The 19382-nt window shown below is 61.4% G+C and carries 18 protein-coding genes and 1 pseudogene; 11 read left to right on the top strand and 8 right to left on the bottom strand.

Annotated features, from left to right (window positions below; all coding sequences use genetic code 11):
• The 4 genes and pseudogenes from ABWU19_RS08885 to ABWU19_RS08900 form a co-directional block, all read left to right on the top strand.
• Window positions 1-515 (top strand): annotated as a pseudogene (locus tag ABWU19_RS08885) (hypothetical protein); the annotation flags it as partial.
• Window positions 516-580: 65 nt separating this feature from the next.
• A complete protein-coding gene (gene argJ, locus ABWU19_RS08890; protein ID WP_435901351.1) occupies window positions 581-1723 on the top strand; it encodes a bifunctional glutamate N-acetyltransferase/amino-acid acetyltransferase ArgJ in 1143 nt (380 codons plus the stop codon).
• A gap of 54 nt (window positions 1724-1777) precedes the next feature.
• Complete coding sequence (locus tag ABWU19_RS08895; protein WP_435901352.1) at window positions 1778-2236, top strand: hypothetical protein; 459 nt, start codon at window positions 1778-1780, stop codon at window positions 2234-2236.
• 20 nt (window positions 2237-2256) lie between these two features.
• Window positions 2257-2913 carry a hypothetical protein gene (locus ABWU19_RS08900; protein WP_435901353.1) on the top strand — a complete coding sequence of 219 codons (657 nt, stop codon included), beginning with the start codon at window positions 2257-2259 and terminating at the stop codon, window positions 2911-2913.
• Between the two features lie 8 nt (window positions 2914-2921).
• Here ABWU19_RS08900 and ABWU19_RS08905 read toward each other — a convergent pair whose 3' ends face one another.
• The 5 genes from ABWU19_RS08905 to mntR are packed head-to-tail and all read right to left on the bottom strand — an operon-like array spanning window position 2922 to window position 7671.
• Window positions 2922-4016, bottom strand: a complete 1095-nt coding sequence (locus tag ABWU19_RS08905) for a metal ABC transporter permease (RefSeq protein WP_435901354.1) — start codon at window positions 4014-4016, stop codon at window positions 2922-2924.
• A gap of 1 nt (window position 4017) precedes the next feature.
• On the bottom strand, window positions 4018-5148 hold the full coding sequence (locus ABWU19_RS08910; protein ID WP_435901355.1) for an iron chelate uptake ABC transporter family permease subunit: 1131 nt from the start codon (window positions 5146-5148) through the stop codon (window positions 4018-4020).
• Window positions 5149-5202: 54 nt separating this feature from the next.
• Window positions 5203-5997, bottom strand: a complete 795-nt coding sequence (locus ABWU19_RS08915; protein WP_435901356.1) for a metal ABC transporter ATP-binding protein — start codon at window positions 5995-5997, stop codon at window positions 5203-5205.
• Window positions 5994-6962: a metal ABC transporter solute-binding protein, Zn/Mn family gene (locus ABWU19_RS08920; RefSeq protein WP_435901357.1), complete on the bottom strand. Its 969-nt coding sequence runs from the start codon at window positions 6960-6962 to the stop codon at window positions 5994-5996. Before ABWU19_RS08920 ends, ABWU19_RS08915 begins: the two co-directional genes overlap by 4 nt.
• Window positions 6949-7671 carry a manganese-dependent transcriptional regulator MntR gene (mntR, locus tag ABWU19_RS08925; protein ID WP_435901358.1) on the bottom strand — a complete coding sequence of 241 codons (723 nt, stop codon included), beginning with the start codon at window positions 7669-7671 and terminating at the stop codon, window positions 6949-6951. The genes ABWU19_RS08920 and mntR overlap by 14 nt, the downstream gene beginning before the upstream one ends.
• 136 nt (window positions 7672-7807) lie before the next feature.
• Between mntR and ABWU19_RS08930 the strand changes: the two genes are divergently transcribed.
• The gene (locus ABWU19_RS08930; protein WP_435901359.1) at window positions 7808-8191 is read left to right on the top strand and encodes a metallopeptidase family protein; all 384 of its coding nucleotides are present in this window, start codon (window positions 7808-7810) and stop codon (window positions 8189-8191) included.
• A gap of 156 nt (window positions 8192-8347) precedes the next feature.
• Here the strand turns inward: ABWU19_RS08930 and ABWU19_RS08935 are convergent, their stop codons facing one another.
• Window positions 8348-9040: a LysM peptidoglycan-binding domain-containing protein gene (locus tag ABWU19_RS08935; protein ID WP_435901360.1), complete on the bottom strand. Its 693-nt coding sequence runs from the start codon at window positions 9038-9040 to the stop codon at window positions 8348-8350.
• 109 nt (window positions 9041-9149) lie between these two features.
• On the bottom strand, window positions 9150-10214 hold the full coding sequence (locus ABWU19_RS08940) for a glucose-1-phosphate thymidylyltransferase (RefSeq protein WP_435901361.1): 1065 nt from the start codon (window positions 10212-10214) through the stop codon (window positions 9150-9152).
• Between the two features lie 305 nt (window positions 10215-10519).
• On the opposite strand from ABWU19_RS08940, the gene ABWU19_RS08945 reads away from it, so the two are divergent.
• From ABWU19_RS08945 to ABWU19_RS08965, 5 genes are all read left to right on the top strand, one after another.
• On the top strand, window positions 10520-11500 hold the full coding sequence (locus ABWU19_RS08945) for a LacI family DNA-binding transcriptional regulator (RefSeq protein ID WP_435901362.1): 981 nt from the start codon (window positions 10520-10522) through the stop codon (window positions 11498-11500).
• Window positions 11501-11554: 54 nt separating this feature from the next.
• A complete protein-coding gene (locus tag ABWU19_RS08950; protein ID WP_435901363.1) occupies window positions 11555-12787 on the top strand; it encodes an extracellular solute-binding protein in 1233 nt (410 codons plus the stop codon).
• A gap of 56 nt (window positions 12788-12843) precedes the next feature.
• Entirely contained in the window at window positions 12844-13935 is a 1092-nt protein-coding gene (locus tag ABWU19_RS08955) for a carbohydrate ABC transporter permease (RefSeq protein ID WP_435901364.1), read from the top strand.
• A gap of 10 nt (window positions 13936-13945) precedes the next feature.
• Window positions 13946-15325, top strand: a complete 1380-nt coding sequence (locus ABWU19_RS08960) for a carbohydrate ABC transporter permease (protein WP_435901365.1) — start codon at window positions 13946-13948, stop codon at window positions 15323-15325.
• Between the two features lie 134 nt (window positions 15326-15459).
• Window positions 15460-17304 (top strand): amylo-alpha-1,6-glucosidase, encoded by a 1845-nt coding sequence (locus ABWU19_RS08965; RefSeq protein WP_435901366.1) that lies wholly within the window; start codon window positions 15460-15462, stop codon window positions 17302-17304.
• Here the strand turns inward: ABWU19_RS08965 and ABWU19_RS08970 are convergent, their stop codons facing one another.
• Window positions 17305-17493 carry a hypothetical protein gene (locus ABWU19_RS08970; RefSeq protein ID WP_435901367.1) on the bottom strand — a complete coding sequence of 63 codons (189 nt, stop codon included), beginning with the start codon at window positions 17491-17493 and terminating at the stop codon, window positions 17305-17307.
• A 228-nt stretch (window positions 17494-17721) separates the two neighbouring features.
• Here ABWU19_RS08970 and ABWU19_RS08975 point away from each other — a divergent pair, with 228 nt between their 5' ends.
• On the top strand, window positions 17722-19311 hold the full coding sequence (locus tag ABWU19_RS08975) for an AMP-binding protein (RefSeq protein WP_435901368.1): 1590 nt from the start codon (window positions 17722-17724) through the stop codon (window positions 19309-19311).
• Window positions 19312-19382: the final 71 nt, after the last annotated feature.

The following is a 19382-nucleotide window of genomic DNA, read 5'->3' on the forward strand; positions in this document are numbered from 1 at the left end:
CATCACGAGACAGCAGCCCGCCTGCTGGGGGTGGAGCGATATTACCTGCTGGAGTGAAGGGGGGTGCGGAATGTGGGGTAGAAGGCAACAAGGGCCGGGCATGGCTGGCTTTCCCGGTGAAAACCGATCTGGAGGACTTTCAGAAGCAAAGCGAGTTGTTCTTGCAACGACCCACGCTCAATCAGAACGAGGTGGGTCGGCTCGAAGCTCTGTTGGCTCGGTTTGATACGGCCTGGCTTCCCGAATTACCCGATTGGTTTGACGATGAGCGCAGGGGTGTCGAGCACCGGCAAGCTAAACTCTGGCGCTTGCTGGCCGATTTCTACGCCAACCGCGCCCCGCAAAAGGCAATTGCCGCTTATCGGCAAGTAACCCGCCTCGAGCCCTATGACACCGAAGCCTGGTTCAACCTGGTTCAACTTTACGAAGATTTAGGCGAGAAAAATCTGGCTGAGCAGGCTCGAGCTGCCATGTATAGGGCTTTGAGGGAACTCGATCTGGGGTTGGCCCGGTAGCGGTGCAAAGATGCAGCCGATCAAAACCGCTTTTCCAGTGCAGATTCTGAGGATATGCTGCTGCTATGCGACTGCCCATTGGTTTTCGTGCGGGTGCAACCCAGGCTGGAATCAAGCCCTCGGGTAAGCCTGACCTAGCCCTTTTGGTTTCGGGAAGGCCCTGTAACTGGGCTTATGTGGGAACATTGAACAAAGCCGCCGCGCCCTGTGTGGCTCGAGGCCGCAGGTTGCTGGCGTCAGGCCAGGGTTTGCAAGCCGTGGTGGTCAATGCGGGCAATGCCAACTGCGCTACCGGCGAGCACGGAGTCTGGGCCGACCAGCGTATGGCCGAACTGGCGGCGGTGCAACAGCAGCTTGTGCCCGAGCTGGTGTTAACCGCCTCTACCGGGGTGATTGGGCAGCCCTTGCCGGTGGAAAAAATAGAGGCTGCGCTACCCAACATTCGGCTGAGCCCAGACATCGACCCCTTCATGGAAGCCATCATGACCACCGACCTGGTGCCCAAAATGGCCGAGGCCACCCTGCAGGGTGGGGCGCGGGTGGTGGGGGTTTGCAAGGGCAGCGGGATGATTGCCCCCAACATGGCGACCATGCTGGCCTATATCGTCTCCGATGCGGCGGTCTCGCAAGAGGAGTTGCGCCGGGGCTGGCAGGGGGTGGTGGACCGAAGCTTCAACCAGGTTACGGTGGACACCGACACCTCCACCAACGACATGGCTGTTTTGATGACCAATGGCGCGGCGGGGCCGGTAGACCTGGAAGAGTTTTGGAGGGCGGTGGAGCAGGTTTGTGTGGAACTGGCCCGCAAGCTGGCCCGCGATGGCGAGGGGGCCACCAAGCTCCTGACCGTCAGGGTTACGGGGGCCAAAAGCGATGCGGAAGCCCGTAAAGCGGCACTCTCGGTAGCGTCCAGCCCCTTGTGGAAAAGCGCCGTTTACGGCAACGACCCCAACTGGGGCCGCATCATGATGGCGCTGGGCAAGGCCGGGGTGGCGTTCGAGGTAAACAAAGTACGCATTTCCCTTCAAGGCATCCCCCTCTACGCCGGAAGGGTGCTCGAGTTTGACCGGGCCCAGGCCAGCCAGGCCATGCAGGCCGAAGAAGTGCTGGTAGAGGCCGACCTGGGGCTGGGTGAGGGCCAGGGAATGGCCTGGGGATGCGACCTGACCGAGGGCTATGTGCGAATAAATGCGCACTATACTACCTAAAGTAACGCAAATATAACGCCAAGGTGATAGACTACCCTTGGAGGTGAGCAAAAAATGAAACGTTTAATGCCCCTGGTTGTGCTGTTTACGTTGATGTTTGGCTCTCTTGGCAAGGCCCAGTCGGATGGCTTTGGCCTTTACTCGGGCTTCCCAACCTGGATTGGCGTGCAGTACCAGGTCAGCAACTTCCGTTTAGGCGCCGGTCTTGCTTTTGCAGGACTGGGGGCTGGGGCAGATTATATTCTGCTGGAACAGGCCATTCCTGCTGCACCGGGTTTTAATCTGAGCTGGTATGCTGGCGCTGGAGCCTCGGTAGGCCTTTGGACCTTCAGCGGTGTGGGCGGGATCTACATCTTTCCTCACGGCCTAGCGGGCATCGAGTATGCCTTCCCAGGACAACCCTTCAGTGTCTATGGTGAGCTCCAGGTGGGCTTTGGCATCTTCACAGGCAGTGTTCCTGGGGTAGGTGGCCTAGACTTTAACGGACGTGCGGGCATAATTTTTAGACCCTGAGCAACTGATAGGATGGAGGGGTGCGGTACGCGCCCCTTCTTTTTTTATTCTTGTTGCTATTTTCGGCTTGCCAGAGGCCGGGAGATACCCAGCCACCTCTGATTGGCATCACCCAGCCCAAAAGCGGCGTGCTTTCGCAGCGCTCGTTGCAGGTACAGGGCTATGCCCTCGATGATGTGGGGGTACAAAGCGTGAAGGCGGGCGGAAAGGAGCTACTTTCCGAAGCCAACCGGGGGCAGAAGCTGGTGCGCTTCAGCTTCCGGGTACAGGCCCCGCAGTCGGGGCAGGTGGAAATTAGGGTAGATGCCACCGATACGAGTGGGCAGACCCGCACCGTGCGGTTGCCGATGGTGCTGGATGCCCGCCCCCCGCAGATTGTCCTCGAGCGGGCTGAGCGGGTCGTAACCGTGCTGCAGCCAGCCCAGAAGCGCACCCTGCCCGATGGCAGCGAGGAAGAAATCCCAGCCCGCACCGAGTCTACGCTGCAGATTTCCGGGCGGGTGCTGGACGATACCGGGGTGGATCGGGTGACCTTGCAGTACAACCGCACCTTTAGCCCGTTGTCGCTGCCCAAGGGCAAAGAAGTGAGCTTTTATGTGGAGCTTCCGGTGCGCCGCGTGACCCTAATCGCTGTGGACGCAGCGGGCAACCGCAGCAGCGTGGAGGTGAGCCGCTGAGGCGCAAATTATCCGCGCTGAGGTGCGCGGCTCGCGACTATGGCCAGGCCAGCAGGGCTTGGGCGTAAGCCTTCCTGGAACACCTCGAGCCAGCCAGCTTGCAGGGCTTTTTCCTTGACCTGCTGCAAAAAGCGGGGGTTCCAGCCAAACTCCTCCAATACCTCTTGGTCGGAGACCGCCTGCTCGTGGTGGGCCAGGTGGGCCACCAGCAGGCGGGCGGCCACCTCGAGGCGCTCAGCCTTCCGGCGCAGCTGGGCAGTGAGCAGGCCCTCCAGGGGTGAAAATAAGAAGGCCAGGGCAAAGCAGACGCCGGCTACAGTGGCCATCATGCCAGCTATGGAAGCATCGAACCAGATGGCCAGTCCATAGCCCACCAGGCTGGAAACCACCCCCACCCCCACCGCCAGGCCCAGCATGACCGGCAGGCGCTGGGTGAGCAGATAGGCAGTGGCGGGGGGAATAATCAGGAAAGCCACAATCAGGATGGCCCCTACCGACTGGAAGGCGCCCACCGAGGTAAACGAGACCAGGGTCATCAGGGCATAGTGCAGCAGGCCTGGTGCGAAACCCAGCGTGGCGGCCAGACTTGCATCGAAGGTGGAAAGCTTGAGTTCTTTATAAAACAGCAGCACAAAGAGCAGGTTGAGCAGGGTTAGCGACCCCATCATCAGCCAGGACTCGGGGATTTCCCGGCCCCACAGGGTCAGGGTGTTGAAGGGGGCGTAGGCAATTTCGCCGTAGAGCACTGCGTCGAGGTCGAGGTGCACCTGGCGAAAATAAAGCGAAACCAAAAGCACCCCCAAGCTAAACAGGGCAGGGAAGACAATTCCGATGGCGGCGTCGTTTTTGACCTTGCCGCTGCGGGTGAGCCACTCCACCAGGGTTACGGTTACCAGGCCCGCGGCAGCAGCCCCCAGTAAGGCCGTTGGGGTTGCCCCTCCGCCGCCAGAAAGCCAGTAGGCCATCACGATGCCCGGCAGCACCGCATGGGAGATGGCGTCGGCCAAAAGGGCCATGCGGCGCAACACCAGAAAAGTGCCTACCAGGGCCGAGGCCACAGAGACCAAAATGGCGGTTAGCACGATAACCAGATCGGCGTTCATATCACCTGTCCTCGGGGGATTTGGGCAAGACCCGCATGGCTTGCTCGAGCTCCTGGGCTTTTTGCTGGCCCGCCGGGGTCAGGCGGAAGCCTTGCTGGCCTGGCTCGAGCCAGCCGCGCGACTGTAGTTCCTCCAGGTGTTGCTGGGCCGCCGATTGCGATTCATGCCGGTGTAGCGCCAGGGCCTGGGGGGTGAGAGGCTGGTGCTGGTGGAGCATCTGGGCTTCCAGCAGCAGGCGCTCGAGGCGAACCCGGCGGCGGTTTTGCAGGGTACGTGCCCAGTCCCACACCAGCCCCCGTTGTGGGGCCAGCAGGAGTGAAATCAGCAGGATCGCGCTCATGGTAAGCACCACCAGCGGGCCGGTGGGCAGGTTTTCGCGGCTGGCCGAGATCAGGGCCCCGCTAACCCCGGCTAGGGCCCCAAACAGCGCCGAGAGCCCAATCATGCCGCTGAGCCGGTCGGTCCACTGGCGGGCGGCTGCTGCCGGTGCGATCAGCATGGCGGCCATCAAGACCACCCCTACGGTCTGTAGCCCTACCATGACCGCCAGCACCGTTAGCGAGGTGAGCAGGGTGCTGAGGCCCTGCACCGGCAGCCCCAGGCTGTGGGCGTAGGCGGGGTCGAAGGAGAGCAGCTTGAACTCTTTGTAGAAAAGGGCCACGCTCAAGAGAGCAATCCCGCCCAGCACCACAAAGTTGAACACATCCGAGGCCACGATGGTAGCGGCCTGCCCGAAAAGAAATTGATCCAGCCCGGCCTGGCTGGCGTTGTTGCTGTGCTGGATAAAAGTAAGCAGGGCAATGCCAAACCCAAAAAAGCTGCTGAGCATTACTCCTAAGGCCGAGTCTTCGGGCAGGCGGCTGTACCGCAAAACGGCCAGCACCAGCAAGGCGGCCAGCCAGCCAGCCAGGCCTCCACCTAAAAGCAAAATTAGCGGGGTCTTGGTGCCGGCAAGGATGAAGGCCAGGCAGATGCCCGGCAACGCTGCATGGGCCAGCACGTCCCCCATCAAACTCTGGCGGCGTAACACCGCAAAGGTGCCCAGCACCCCGCCCACCACACCCAATATGGCCGAGCCCAGCGCCACGTTGCGCAGGGTGTAGTCGGTGAAGATAAGCAGCAATTCAGACATAGCAGGGTAGGAAAGATGCAAAAGAAGACTTCAGGAAGGGGGCTTTGGCTGAGCTTAGGGTGTTTCCTTACCCCTTTCCCCCTCTCCCCAGCGCATCCGCTCGCCATAGGTTCGTTTCAGGTTCTCAGGTGTGAAGGTCTCGCCCATAGCTCCGCTGGCGATCACCTGCACGTTAAGCAGGGTCAGGTGGTCGAAGTAGTCGCGCACGGTTTGAAGGTCGTGGTGGACTATCACCACGGTTTTGCCGTGCCCTTTAAGCTCATGCAGCACACGCAGGATGGCCTCCTCGGTAACGGCGTCTACTCCTGCAAAGGGCTCATCCATAAAGTAGAGGTCGGCGTCCTGGGCCAGGGCCCGGGCCAGGAATACCCGTTGTTGCTGGCCGCCGGATAGCTGCGAGATTTGCCGGTGGGCGAACTCGAGCAGCGAGACCTGCTCCAAACAGCGCAGGGCGGCTTCGCGCTCGCGCGGGCCAGGCCGCCTGAACCACCCCAGCTTGCCATAAAGCCCCATCATCACCACGTCCAGCACACTGGTGGGGAAGTCCCAGTCTACCGACCCCCGCTGGGGCACATAGCCAATGTGTTTGCGGGCCTGCGCCAGGCTTTGACCAAAGAAGCGAACCTGTCCCGAGGCTCTGGGTACCAGCCCCAGCACGGCCTTAATCAGGGTGGACTTGCCCGCACCGTTGGGGCCCACAATGGCGCATAGCTGCCCCGCCGGGATTTCTAAGTCCACATCCCACAGGGCGGGTTTCTCGCGGTAGACCACGGTAAGGTCACGCACGCTGAGGGGGCTGGAGGCCTCGAGCCCCCAGCGTTGGCCGGCTTGGTTGGGATGCGTGATCACGGCTGCCTCCCCAAGAGGCCGTTCACGATGGTGCGGATGTTGTGTTCCATCATGCCCACATAGGTTCCTTCGGGGGTGCCGGGGTTGCCGGCGGCATCGGAAAACAGTTGGCCCCCTATGACCACGCTCCAGCCTCTGGACTGCACCGCGGCCACCACCGCCTCGATGGGCCGCCGGGGTACGCTGGACTCCACAAAGATGGCGCGAATCCTGCGCTGAACGATGAAGTCGGCCAGTTCCTGCACATCGCGGGTGCCGGCTTCAGAGACGGTTGAGATCCCTTGCAGCCCGCGCACCTCGAGGCCATAGCGCCGCCCCAGATAGGAAAATGCGTCGTGGGCGGTAATCAGTACCCTCTGCTGGGGTGGAACCAGCGCGATTTGCTGACGAATAAAGGCATCGAGCTGGGTCAGGCGCTGGCGGTAGGCGGCCGCACTGGCCCGGTAGTAGGCGCTACCCGCCGGGTCGACCCGGCTCAGGGCATCGCGCACCCGATCTACCGTGAGCTGCCAGAGGGTCACGTCGAACCAGACGTGGGGGTCGTAGGTGTACTGGCCCTGGAAGCCTCCGGGGGGGCGGATCAGGCGTTCGCGGGGGATGGCATCGGTTACGGCAATGGCCTTGGGCAGGCGTTCCAGCAGCTCCACCATCTTGCCTTCCAGGTGCAACCCCGCGTAGAAGATGAGGTGGGCTTGCTGCAACCTGCGCACGTCCCCCGCCGAAGCCTTGTACAGGTGGGGGTCTACCCCGGCCCCCATCAGGCCTGTTACCCGCACGCGGTTGCCGCCCACCTGCTGCACTAAGTCGGTGATGAAGTTGACCGTGGTTACGACCTGCAGGGGGGTTTGTTGGACGGGTAGAAGCTGGGCAATTTTGTCCTGTTGCTGGGCGCTGGCTTGTGGAGAAAGACCCAGCGTCAGCAGGCTTAGCAGCACAGAAGATTTGAGATAACTACCGATGTGCATGGTGTTCTCCCTCGAGCTGTATCCACAGCACCTGGGCCAGGCTGGCTGGCAGTAAATAGCGCTGGCTACCTACCTGGATGCGGCTGCCCTCGGCTACCTGCTCGAGCAGCTGGAGGGGTGCGCCGGGCTTGAGACCCAGGTGGGCCAGCAGGTTGAGCGCGTCCTGGTCCTGGGTGGCGACCCGGGCCACCAGGCCGCGGGTACCTTCTTCCAGGGCCCTCAGGCAGCGGTTGGGGGTGGCGGGGGGGAGCTCGAGGGCCGCGCTGGGGATCAGGTCGCCGTGGGGGTCGTAGGCGGGGTGGCCCAGCCACTCGGCGATGCGGGCCTCAAAGGCTTCGGAGATGTGGTGCTCGAGCTTCTCCGCTTCGGCATGAACCTCTTCCCAGCCATAGCCCAGGGCCTGATGCAAATAGGCCTCAATCAGCCGGTGGTGGCGCAGGACCTCGAGGGCTACCTTATAGCCGGCCCTGGTGAGCCGCACTCCCCGATAGGCTTCGTACTCCACCAGCCCCAACTCGGCCAGTTTTTTGAGCATACCCGTTACAGAAGCGGGCCTAACCTGCATCTGGTCGGCCAGCGATTGGGTAGACACCGGGTGGGTATCCTCCAGCCTGCCGGTGCCTTCACTGCCGCTGCCCAACAACAGAACCTGCTTCAGGTAGTCTTCCTGGGCTTCAGAGAGTGGGGTTCGGCTGGCATTTTTATTCATGGTTTTTACCCTGAGATTTAGGCAAGCCTTACTAGACAGGCTTTCATTTTTAGGCAAGACTAAACATTTGTCAAGAAGCAAGCAGGCCCGCCTGTTCTCACGCTTGGTTTCATCTACCTGTGCCACACTGGGCCCGATGACCTACGAGGCCTTTGTCGAAACCGCAGCGCGCTTATGGGATGAAATTCCATCCGAGTACAAGCGTGGCTTGCAGGGCATTCATGTGCTGGAGCAGCTAAAAACTGATCCCGATGAACCCCAACTGCTACGCCTGGGTGAGTACTACGACCCTGGCTACCCTTCGGTACTGGGAGGCTTTGCGGGTATTGGACGGCACATTATTCTGTTCTATGGCTCTTTTGCTGCGCTGGCCGCCGCAGATCCCGAGTTTGACTGGGAGGGTGAAATCTGGGAAACCCTGGTGCACGAACTGCGCCACCACCTCGAATCGCTGGCCTGGCGGGATGACCTGGTGCAAGAAGATATGGAGAACCTGCGGCGATACCGGGAGGGCCGGTAGATCAGGCCGCCAACAAAAAAAGCCCCCAGACGGGGGCTTGCAACAACCAAGTTTTATCGCACCCTTCACAGACGGTATCTCCCATCCGGGAGGCAACTGTGCTGTGCCGGACAAAGCCATCAAGTTGGGAACAGCCCAATATTTGTGAAGAGCGCTCTATCGGGGGATTTGCAGTTTCTGCCCCACCTGGATCAGGTCGGGGTTGGCGATGTTGTTGGCCCTGGCTATTTTCATGTAGCTCTCGCGGGAGGCATCACCATAAAACTTGAGGGCAATGCCCGAGAGGGTGTCGCCGGGCTGCACGGTGTACCACTCGTCGGGGATGTTGACCCCGCCCTGCTCGGTGGCAAACCTGGCTTTAGCACCCTCGACCACCTTCAGCCCGCTGGCATCTACTTCGGTGGCCCCGGCCTGTTTAGCAAGCTGGACGGCCAGGTTGAACTCGTGCTGGCTGTCCACCGCGCCTTGCAGCACCACCCCGCTGCCTTTTTGCAGCACCGCGATGGGGTCGTCCTTGAGCTCGTTGTTGGCTTCCAGGGTGGCGAGCACCTTTTTGGCCAGCTTGCTGGCCTCGGTGGCCTTGCGGATGACTTCCTCTTCGGCGGCGATTGCGGCCTGGGAAACCTCTTGCTGGGCTACAATAACCCCGCTCAGGTTTAGCGATTTAACCCCTTTGACACCCTCCACCGTGCTCTGCAGAAGGGCCAGGTGCGGCTGACGGGGCACTGCGCCGGTAATACGGACATTTCCCCCTTTTTCTTCAATGGTGAGGCCCAGTCCCTGCAGGGGGGGCCACTGGTTAATGGCATCCTGAACTCGAGCGGACAATGACTTTCCAAACGGCCACATAAACCACCTCCACCTGCGACTATACCCCGCACATGTCAAAGCGGTGTGCAAGCAAGGTTAAAGACGTCGTAAGAAATGTCTGTGATTTGCTGTTTTTGCTGGGTTCATATCAGGCCAGCTCGAGGCTGCTCAAATCACCCAACACCAGCTTGTGGGCTTTGGGCAGGCCATGGCGACGCGTGACCCTGGCCCCTACGCCCAGGATGCACTCGTGCAGCCGTAGCGGTACATCCTCGACCACTGCGCCGTCTTCCAGAATGGAGTACTCCACCTCGGCCTGTCGGACGATGGCGTTGGGGCCCACGGAGGTGAAAGGCCCAATGTAGGCCCCCTCGATAATGGCGTTTGGGGCTATGTGAACCGGGCCCAGGATGGTGCTGTTTTTGACCACCGCGCCCTTGGCGATAACCACCCTGCCGGTAACCTGGCTCTCGTGCACCTGTCCTTCGATAACCGGGGTAGGGCTTTTTTGTTCTACCAGCAAGAGCCGGTTGGCATCCAGCAGGTCGGCGGGGCGTCCGGTGTCCTTCCACCAGCCGGTAATTTCCTGCCCCAGCACAGTGTGACCCTGGTCCACCAGGGCCTGGATGGCATCGGTGATTTCGTACTCGCCCCGGGCGCTGGGCTCGAGGTTGGCAATTATCTCCATAATGACCGGGCCAAACACATAAACCCCGGCCACCGCCAGGTCGGAGGGGGGTTCTTTGGGCTTTTCGAGCAGTTGCTTGATGCGCCCTTCCTCCAGCACGGCTACCCCAAACTGCCTGGGGTCGGGCACCCGCACCAGGGCAATAACGGCGCCCAGGCCGGGCCTATACGCATCCACAAAGGGTTTGATGCCCTTTTGGAAGAGGTTGTCACCCAGATACAGCACAAAGGGGCTCTGCCCCAGCCACTCCCGGGCAGTGCCGACCGCGTGGGCTATACCCAGGGCTTCTTCCTGCACAATGTAGGTAATCTGTACACCCGAACAATCTTTGAGGGCCAGTTTAATGTCCTCTATGGTGTCGGGGGAGACCACCACCCCCACCTCGGCAATACCAGCCTCGAGCAGATTGTCCACCGCATAGCGAATGATGGGTTTGCCTGCCAGCCGAATGACCGGCTTGGGGCGCGTGTGGGTTAGGGGGCGAAGCCGGGTGCCTCGTCCGGCAGCAAGAATAAGTCCTTTCATGTCGGCCCCATCTTATCGCACTCTTCACAGACGTTGCCTCCCATCCGGGAGGTAACTGTGCTGTGCAGGACAAAGTAATCAAGTTTTGATCGGCTCAATACGTGTGAAGAGCGCTCTATCAGGCAGCCCTAGGCGGCGTGGTGCAAAAGCTGCGGGCAGGGCGGGTGGCGGTGGAAAAAAAGAAATGTTGTAAACGATTACAAAAATCTTCCTAGTGACTCACGTCATATCAAAATATTATTGCGTTATTGACAATCTTATGAGTCGTGTTTATTATAAGCGAAAATCTGTAAACGATTACAAGTATGGAAAACCAACAAACCCCCACCATTCAAGACGTGGCCCGCCTGGCCGGGGTATCTACCGGTACGGTAAGCCGGGTCTTGAACCAGAGACCGGGGGTACACCCCGAGACCCGGGCACGGGTGCTCGAGGTGGTGGCACGTCTGGGCTACGTGCCCATGCAGGCTGCCCGGGAGCTTACTGGCAAAGGCGACACGGTGGGTATTCTGCTGGCCCCTGGGGTGCGGCGCTACATCCCTTACTTCGTGCTGTTGTTTGAGCACCTCTCCGAAGCGCTCTGGCAGGCGGGGCTGCGCCTGGAGGAGACCCCCACCGATCCCGCGGGGTTGCCTTTGCGGCCAGCAAAAGGCTACATCCTGCTGGGCGCCCACGACCACGACCCCCGCCTGGAGGCCCTGGCCCTGGCCGGAACGCCCCACGTGCTGGTTGGGGTATACCCAGGGGCTTTCTGGGTGGCGCCGGACGACGAAGGGGGGGGCTATGCGGCCACCCGTCACCTGCTCGAGCTGGGCCACCGTGAGATTGCCCACCTCACCGGCCAGCCCCAGCACCAGGCCGGACGGGAACGGCTGCGCGGTTACCGACAGGCCCTCGAGGCCTACCAGGTGCCTTACCGTCCCGAGCTGGTCCTAGATGGCGACTTCTCTACCCTTACCGCTTACCGGGTGGTTCGCAAGGCCTGGGAGGGGGGCCTGCGCTTCAGCGCTCTTTTTGCTGCTTCCGACGAGATGGCGGTGGGTGCGCTGGCTGCACTGGAAGATCTGGGCCAGCGGGTGCCGCAGGACGTCTCGCTGGTGGGCTACGATGACCTGCCCGAGGTAGGCGAGCAACTCACCACCGTACGGCAGGACATCGCAGAAATTGCGCGTACCACCGCGCGTCTGCTCAAAGAAGCCCTGACAGGGGTTCGCCCCTATGGGGTGCGGGTGCCGGTGCGCCTGGTGGTACGGGGCACAACCTGCTTGAAGGAGGTGGGAGGCTAGGCGACACATTACTGGTTGAATCGGCAAATGGCGAGATGTTTTTAGGAGGAACCCATGAAGAAGATACTGGCAATTCTGGCCCTGGCTTGGCTGAGCCTGGCCTCAGCGCAAACGGTAGTAAAGCTGCAGGGCTTTGGCGGCAACGATACCGCAATCCTCAGCAGCCTGGTTCGGGAGATTGTGAACCCGGCGCTGGAAAAAGAAGGCATTCGGGCCGAGTACCAGGGCATCGAGGGTGATTACCGGGCCACCCTGCTCAACGCACTTTCGGCCGGTACGGCTGCCGACCTCTTTTATGTGGACATCTTCTGGTCGGAGCCGCTGTTTGCTTCGGGTCGGGTGGAGCCTTTGAACAAGTACTTCACCCCGCAAGAACTGGCCGTTTTCAATCGCAACCTGCTTAACGCCTTTACCCTGCGTGGCAACGTCTACGGTCTGCCCAAGGACTTCAACACCCTGGCCGTGCAATTCAACAAAGACCTCTTCGACGAGGCCAAGGTGCCCTACCCCAACCAGACCGACACCTGGGAGACCTTCAAAGACAAGCTAAAGCGGGTTCAGGCTGCCGTTAAGGATGTGGCTGGGCTTTGCGTAGTGGCCGATTATGCCCGCTTTGGGGCTTTTGCTTATGCCACCGGCTGGCGTCCCTTCAACGCCCAGGGTCGCACCGTGCTGGACGCCAACTTCCGCCGGGCCTTCGAGTGGTACACCAGCCTGGTCAAGGACGGGGCCGGCAAGTACGCCCAGGACCTGGGTGAGGGCTGGACGGGCGGCTGCTTTGGGGCCGAAAAGGCTGCAGTAGCCATCGAGGGGGCCTGGATTGGCGGCTTCTTGCGCGACAAATCCCCCAACATGCGCTATGGCACCACCTTTATCCCCCTCGACCCGGTAACCAAGCAGCGGGGCAACTTCATCTTTACCGTTTCGTGGAGCATGAACGCAGCCTCCAAGAACAAGGAAGCTGCAGCCAAAGTGTTGCGCCAGCTAACCAGCCCGGAAGCCCAGAACTGGATTCTCTCCCGCGGCCTGGCCCTTCCCAGCCGCAGTGCCCTGGCCAACAGCCCCATCTTCCAGCGCCCGGGCAAGGAGAACGAGCTCAACCGGGTGGTTTTCCAGGGTTCGACCAGCGTGGGCGGTGCGGTGCTGCCCTTCAAGTTTGGTGCGCTGGATGGGGGTAACTGGATGCGCCCCATTAACGAGGCCCTGCAGGCGGTAATAAGTGGCAAGAAGTCGGTTGATCAGGCCATCGCCGACGCCCAGGCCGAGCTAAACCGCATCGTGCGCTAGGCGGTTTGACGGGATGGAGCAGGGGCTGCCCTGCTCCATTCCCCTAGGGGGAATGTATGCGTCGCGCCCAACGAACCGAAGCGCTGTATGCGCTTTTGTTTCTGGCTCCGTTTCTTATTCACCTGGGCATTTTCTTTGTGTTTGCTTTCGTGCGTACGGTGGGCTTTAGCTTTACCGACGCCACCTTGATTGGGCAGTCCAGCCGTTTTGTGGGGCTGGCCAACTTTGTCGAGCTGTTCCGTGAGCCTCGCTTTGTGGCGGCCCTCACCCACTCCATCAGCTTTATGCTGGTGGTCACGACCATTCAGACCTTTTTGGCCCTGGCCCTGGCTGCGGTGCTCAACCAGCGGCTTCGGGGCATCACCTTCTTTCGCACGGTTTACTACATCCCCAGCGTGCTCTCTTCGGCAGCCGTTACGGTAATCGCCATCTGGTTTTTCCAGAAAACCGGCTTCCTGAACACCTTTCTGGGCTACCTGGGTTCGGTAAGCCCGGTGCTGTTTACCTTTTTGGGCGTATTCATGCTGGCCCAGGTGGTGCAGGTGGGCTGGGAGCGCTGGCGGGGGGTGCCTTTAGCCTGGCTCGACCCGGCCCTGGCTACCATCTCGCTGCTGGTGGCGCTGGCCCTGACCTGGGGGCTGGTGGGGCTGGGGCTGGTGCAGCCGCTCGAGGCCCGTCCGCCCGAGTTTACCTGGCTCACCAACCCCGACCGCTTTTTGGGTATTCCCATCCCGCTTTGGAGCATCATCATCCTGAACACCTTCACCACCATCCCTACCCTGATGCTCATCTTCCTGGCGGGCCTGCAGGACATTCCAAAAAGCCTCTACGAGGCCGCCGCCATTGACGGCGCAACCCCCTTGCAGCAGTTCTTTAGCGTGACCGTGCCTATGCTGCGCCCGGTGACATTTCTGGTGATTACCCTTTCGCTGATTGGCACCCTGCAGATGTTTGACCAGGTGGCCCTGATGGGCGACGCAGCCCCGCTGGACTCCATCATCGTGCTGGCCTACTACGTCTACAACAACGTTTTTAGTGGGGAGGGCAAGGTGGGTCTGGCCTCGGCAGCGGCCCTGATTCTGGCCGGTCTGACTTTCGCCATTGTGTTCTTGCAGCGTGCTCTGGGCATCTCGGAGAAGGCCCACTAGGGGGTGGTGCATGGCAACGCGACCTTTGAAGGTTTACAAGATAAGCGAGCACCACCAGGCCCGTCAGCGCTGGGCCCGGGCGGGCTGGGTGTACGGCACCATGCTGGCTTTGGGGGTCTTCTTCATTGGGCCTTTTTATGTGGCCTTTCTGGGCAGCCTGAAGGATAACCCGCTGGAGTGGCCCTTCCGCTACAGTTTTGCCCAGACCCAGTCCAAAAACTGGGTGGCCGCCTGGCGGCTGGGCCAGCTTGGGGGGGGCAACCCCTGGATGGGTGGTTTTGCTCCGGGGGCCCGTATTCCTTTTGAGGTGAGCTACTTTGTACCCGAAGACCAGGAGCCCGAAAAACCCACCGTTGTGGTACCTGTTCGACGGGCTGGGGCCGGCCTGGGGGCCATTTTCGATGAGGTGCAGGCCGCGCAGTTTGCCCAGGTTTCGGCGGTGGAGGAGCTGCGGCGGCGGGTGGTGGTGCTGCAGGGCAGACCAGGGCAGGTTGTGACCTATGGCTTTAGCATCACCTATCCCAAACCCGAAGGGGCTGCCAACCTGCCGGTAGTCCCCCGGCTACCCCTGGATATCGAGGCCCCGCGGGGCCAGCAGTACTATGCGGCTACCCTCGAGCCCAACCGCCTTGAGCGCCGGGGACGGGTGGCTAGCTGGGACAGCGTTACCCCGGGCCTTATTGGCTACGTGTTCCGCAACTATGTGCGGGTCTTCAACGAAGCCAGGGATCCCAATACCGGGGCCAGTTTCTTTTTGCGCTGGACGCTCAACACTTTTCTGGTCGCACTGGCAGTAGTTGTGACCACCCTGCTCTTTGCTTCGCTGGCCGGATATGCGCTAGCCCGGATGTATTTCCCCGGCAAAAACTACCTATTCGCCTTTGTGGTCTTTACCATGACTGTACCGGCCCAGGCCATCTTCATCTCCAATTACTTAGTGCTGCGCGACCTGGGTCTGTTGGGCAGCTTGTGGGGCATGGTGGTCTGGAGTGCAGTGGGGGCAGGGGCGGTGTTTATCATGAAGCAGTTTTTTGAGTCTATCCCCCGTGAGATCGAGGAGGCGGCCCTCATCGATGGCGCGACCCCCATCACCACCTTTTTCCGTATTATCCTGCCTATGGCCACGCCGGCCCTGGGGGCTCTGACCATCCTGACCTTTCAGGGCATGTGGAACGAGTTCTTTAAGGCGGCGGTGGTGCTCTCGGGCCAGCAGACCAACTACACCCTGCCCCTGGGCCTTTCTTTCTTCCGCAGCGCCTATGGGGTAGCGGGCGACTGGGGCCTGATGCTGGCCAGCGCCTTTCTGACCATGATCCCCATTATCATCTTGTTTGTGGTATTCCAGCGCTACTTTGTGGAAGGTGTCTCCACCAGTGCGCTCAAAGGATGAGGCCAGCCCCGCAGCCAAACAGAGGAAGAGGGGGTTTTTTGTGTTGCGCTTGGCTGTGCTGCTCGATGGAGGTAAGCCTGCGCCATGGAGTTGCCAAGCTGAAGACACCTGGCCCCCTGTAGACGAGGTTTTTGATGCTTCCGCTCAAAGAAGATGATACTTACGCAGTTTTGTCCGACCTAGGTCTGGTAGAAGGAGGGGAGCAGGGTTTCTACCGACACGATACCCGATACCTCTCGAGCTACACCTGGAAGCTGCCGGGTTTTAGCTTGCTGCTCTCGCAAAGCCCGCGCCCCGACCGGCTGGTGCAGCACTGGAGCTGGATTAAAGGCCCCGACCAGGTGGTGGGGGTGCGGCGGGAGTTGCAGATGGAACGGGGCGGGTTCCGAGAGCGGCTGGAGCTCGAGAACACCTCCCTGGAAACCCAGACCCTGGAGGTTGCGCTCTGCGCCGAGGCCGACTTCGCCGACCTTTTCGAGGCCAAGGGCTGGCACAAGGTGGAGCGGCAGGTAGAGGGCCTCTCGTACACCGCCGAGGACGGCCTGAAACTGGCGACCCACCTGCACTTCGAGCCCCCGCCCAGCGAGGCCTACCGCTGGCGTTTGACCCTGGCCCCTAAAGAGAAGGCCAGCCTGTGCCTGCAAGCCCGTTTCGAGAGCCCCTTTGAGCCCCACACCCCGCCCTTGCCCAGCTACCAAGACTGGCACCAACGCTTTCCCTTGCAGATGGAGCGTGAAAGCAGCCAGCAGGTTCTGGAACAGGCCATTGCTGACCTGCGGGCCCTGCTGTTTTCGCTGCCTGAAGGGCTTTTCCCCGCAGCGGGGATTCCCTGGTATGTATGCCCTTTTGGCCGCGACTCGCTGCTTACGGCCTATATGATGCAGCCCTGGGCCAACGAAGTAACCCAAGGCGTGCTTCACTACCTGGCTAAGTACCAGGGCCGTGAGGTGAACCCCTTTCTAGACGAGACCCCTGGCAAAATCCTCCACGAGATGCGCAAGGGAGAGCTTTCGCGCACCGGCAAGGTGCCTTTTGCTCGCTACTATGGCACTGTAGACGCTACCCCGCTGTTTGTAATTTTGTTGCATCGCTACTGGAAAGACTCGAGCGACCTGGAGCTGGTGCAGACCCTCAAACCCCACTGGGAGGCTGCCCTGGCCTGGATGACCGACTACGCCGACCCCGATCAGGACGGCTTTCTGGAGTATGCCCCCAACACCCAGAAGGGCCATTTGGTGCAGTCCTGGAAAGACTCCTTCGACTCCCAGAGCCACCGCGATGGCTCGCTGGCCCAGGGGGCCATTGCGGTTTGCGAGGTGCAGGGCTACGCCTATATGGCGTATAGGGCGGCGGCGGAGTTTTACCGGGCGCTGGGCCAGGCGGGTCAAGCCGAGGCCTGGGAAGCCAGGGCCCAGGCCCTCAAGACCCGCTTCCACCAGGCCTTCTGGTTGCCCGCGCTTCAGACCTATGCGGCAGGCCTGGATGGGGAAAAGCGCCCTATGGCCATCCTCACCTCCAACCCCGGCCACCTGTTGTGGAGCGGTATCGTACCGGCGGAGGTGGCGCCTCAACTGGTCGAGACCCTCTTCTCCGAGGCACTATACAGCGGCTGGGGGGTGCGTACCCTGGGTGCGGGCGAGGTGCGTTACAACCCGCTCTCGTACCACAACGGCTCGGTCTGGCCGCACGACAACGCCTTGTTTATCGGAGGGCTGGTGCGCTATGGCTTTTATGAAGAAGCCCTGCAGGCCATGGAGGGCCTCTTCCGCCTGGCCATGACCCAGCCCGACTGGCGCCTGCCGGAGCTGGTGGGGGGCTACCCCAAGCACGAAGGGGAGCCGCCGGTGCCGTATCCGGCCTCCTGTAGGCCCCAGGCCTGGGACGCAGCGGCGGTGGTGTATATGCTGCGCCTGATTCAGGAAATAGACCGCAAGCACCCGGTGAAGGGGCTTTTGGAGCTGCGTAAGGTGAAGGTGTAGTTACAAGAGCCGTGCGCTGCTGGGCTGGGGCAAGCCCTGGCGCACCGCGAGCAGCTCCTGGAGGTTTCGGCCTTCCTCGCTGCTTTGCTCTACCTCGATCAGGGCCTGCACCACCTGCCAGAAAGCCTCGTTTTCCAGGTAGCCCACCTCCCCCAGGTAGTCGGCAATAGCCTGCTTGCTCTCGCGCATCAGGAGCAGGGTACGGTGCAGGGCATCATTAGGTTTTTTGCTGGTTTTGTTTGCTGGGGCCCCCGCCTGAAGCACTGACACTAGTAACCCGCAAACTCGGCAGGCTTTGACCTATGGTGCGGGTAAAATTACGACAGACCTTTCCCATGGGGGCTGGTTGGTCGTTGCCTGAGTACAGCAGGTAAGACTGGGGGTGCTGGCCTACAGGGAAGGGAATCGGGGGTTTTTATGGGGGTCGAACCTATTTACTACCAGCTCGAGCCTCTCCCACGGGACGAGCTGGCCCGGAAGTTTCGCTGGACCATCTGGCCGCGCTTCAACCTGGCGACCGATACGGTAGACCGGGTCGCGATAGCCCACCAAAGCCGTGTCGCCCTGATCGAAGCCGGTGGGCGGCGTGTTCGTTACGGTGAGCTGCGGGAGTGGTCAAACCGACTGGCGAACGCGCTAAGGGGGTTGGGGGTGAAGGACGGCGAGCGGGTGGGGCTTTTGATGCGCCAGTCCCTCGAGTGCGCCCTGGCGCACCTGGCGGTGTACAAGCTGGGGGCCATAGCCTTGCCGCTCTCCACCCTGTTTGGGCAGGATGCCCTGCAGTACCGCCTCGAGCATTCTGGTGCACGCTTTCTGATAGGCGAGCGGGCGGCGCTCGAGGCCCTCCAGGCTGCCGTACCAGAGGGGGTGAGGGTGATTTACGCCGACGAACTGCTGGCCCTCGCCCAGGCTGCCTCGGCCCACTTCCTTCCCACCCCCACACCATCCGAGGCCCCTGCCATCTTGATCTACACCTCCGGCACCACCGGCAAACCCAAAGGCGCCTTGCTGGCCCAGCGGGTGCTTCTGGGGCACCTGCCAGGTTTTTACCTTTACTCAAACTTTCCTCAAGGCGAAGCGGTCTACTGGTCCCCCGCTGACTGGGCCTGGATCGGCGGCCTCCTGGACGTGCTGTTTCCGGCCTGGTTTTACGGTTTCACCGTGGTGGCCCACCGGGCCAGCCGGTTCGACCCGGAGGAGGCCCTCGAGCTGATGCGCCAGCAAGGGGTGACCCACACCTTTCTTTTCCCTACTGCGCTCAAGCTGTTGCGTGGGCTGGGGCGGATTGCCAACCCGCCCCAGCTACAGAGCATCCACGCCGGCGGGGAGCCCTTGGGTGAGGAGCTACAGGCGTGGTCGCGGGAGAACTTTGGCCTTCCGGTGAACGAGTTCTACGGTCAGACCGAGGCCAACCTGCTGGTCGGGAATAGCTATAGGGTGGATCCCATCCGCCCTGGCTCGATGGGGAAGCCCTATCCGGGGCATCGGGTGGTGGTAATCGACGAGGAAGGCAACCCGCTACCCCCCGGCGAGGTCGGGGAGGTGGCCCTGAAGACCCCCGACCCGGTGGCCTTTTTGCAATACTGGAACAACCCAGCGGCTACGCGCGAAAAGTTCATTGGGCCTTATCTTCGCACCGGCGACCTGGCGGTGCGGGACGAAGAGGGCTACTTCTGGTTCAAAGCCCGCAAGGACGACCTTATTAAGGCTGCCGCTTATCGCATAAGTCCCTTTGAGGTAGAGGAGGCCCTGCTCCGGCACCCCGCGGTGGCGATGGCGGCGGTGGTGGGCCAGCCCGACCCCGAACGGGGCCAACGGGTGGTGGCTTATGTCAAGCTGCACCCAGGGCAAAATGCGGACGAGCGGCTGGTGCAGGCCCTGCAGCAGGAGGTGTGTAACCGGGTCGGGCAGTATGCCTGCCCTCGAGCCATCCACTTTGTAGAAGAGCTTCCCATGACCACCACCGGAAAGATTCAGCGCTTCAAGCTGCGCGCCCAGGGCTCATAGGCAGGTCAAAGCCCCCGCGATGTTTTGCAGGCGGGTGGTTTTTTGGCTGAAGGCTGTGCACAAAAAGCCTT

The organism is Meiothermus cerbereus (genome assembly GCF_051297115.1).
GTDB lineage: Bacteria > Deinococcota > Deinococci > Deinococcales > Thermaceae > Meiothermus > Meiothermus cerbereus_A.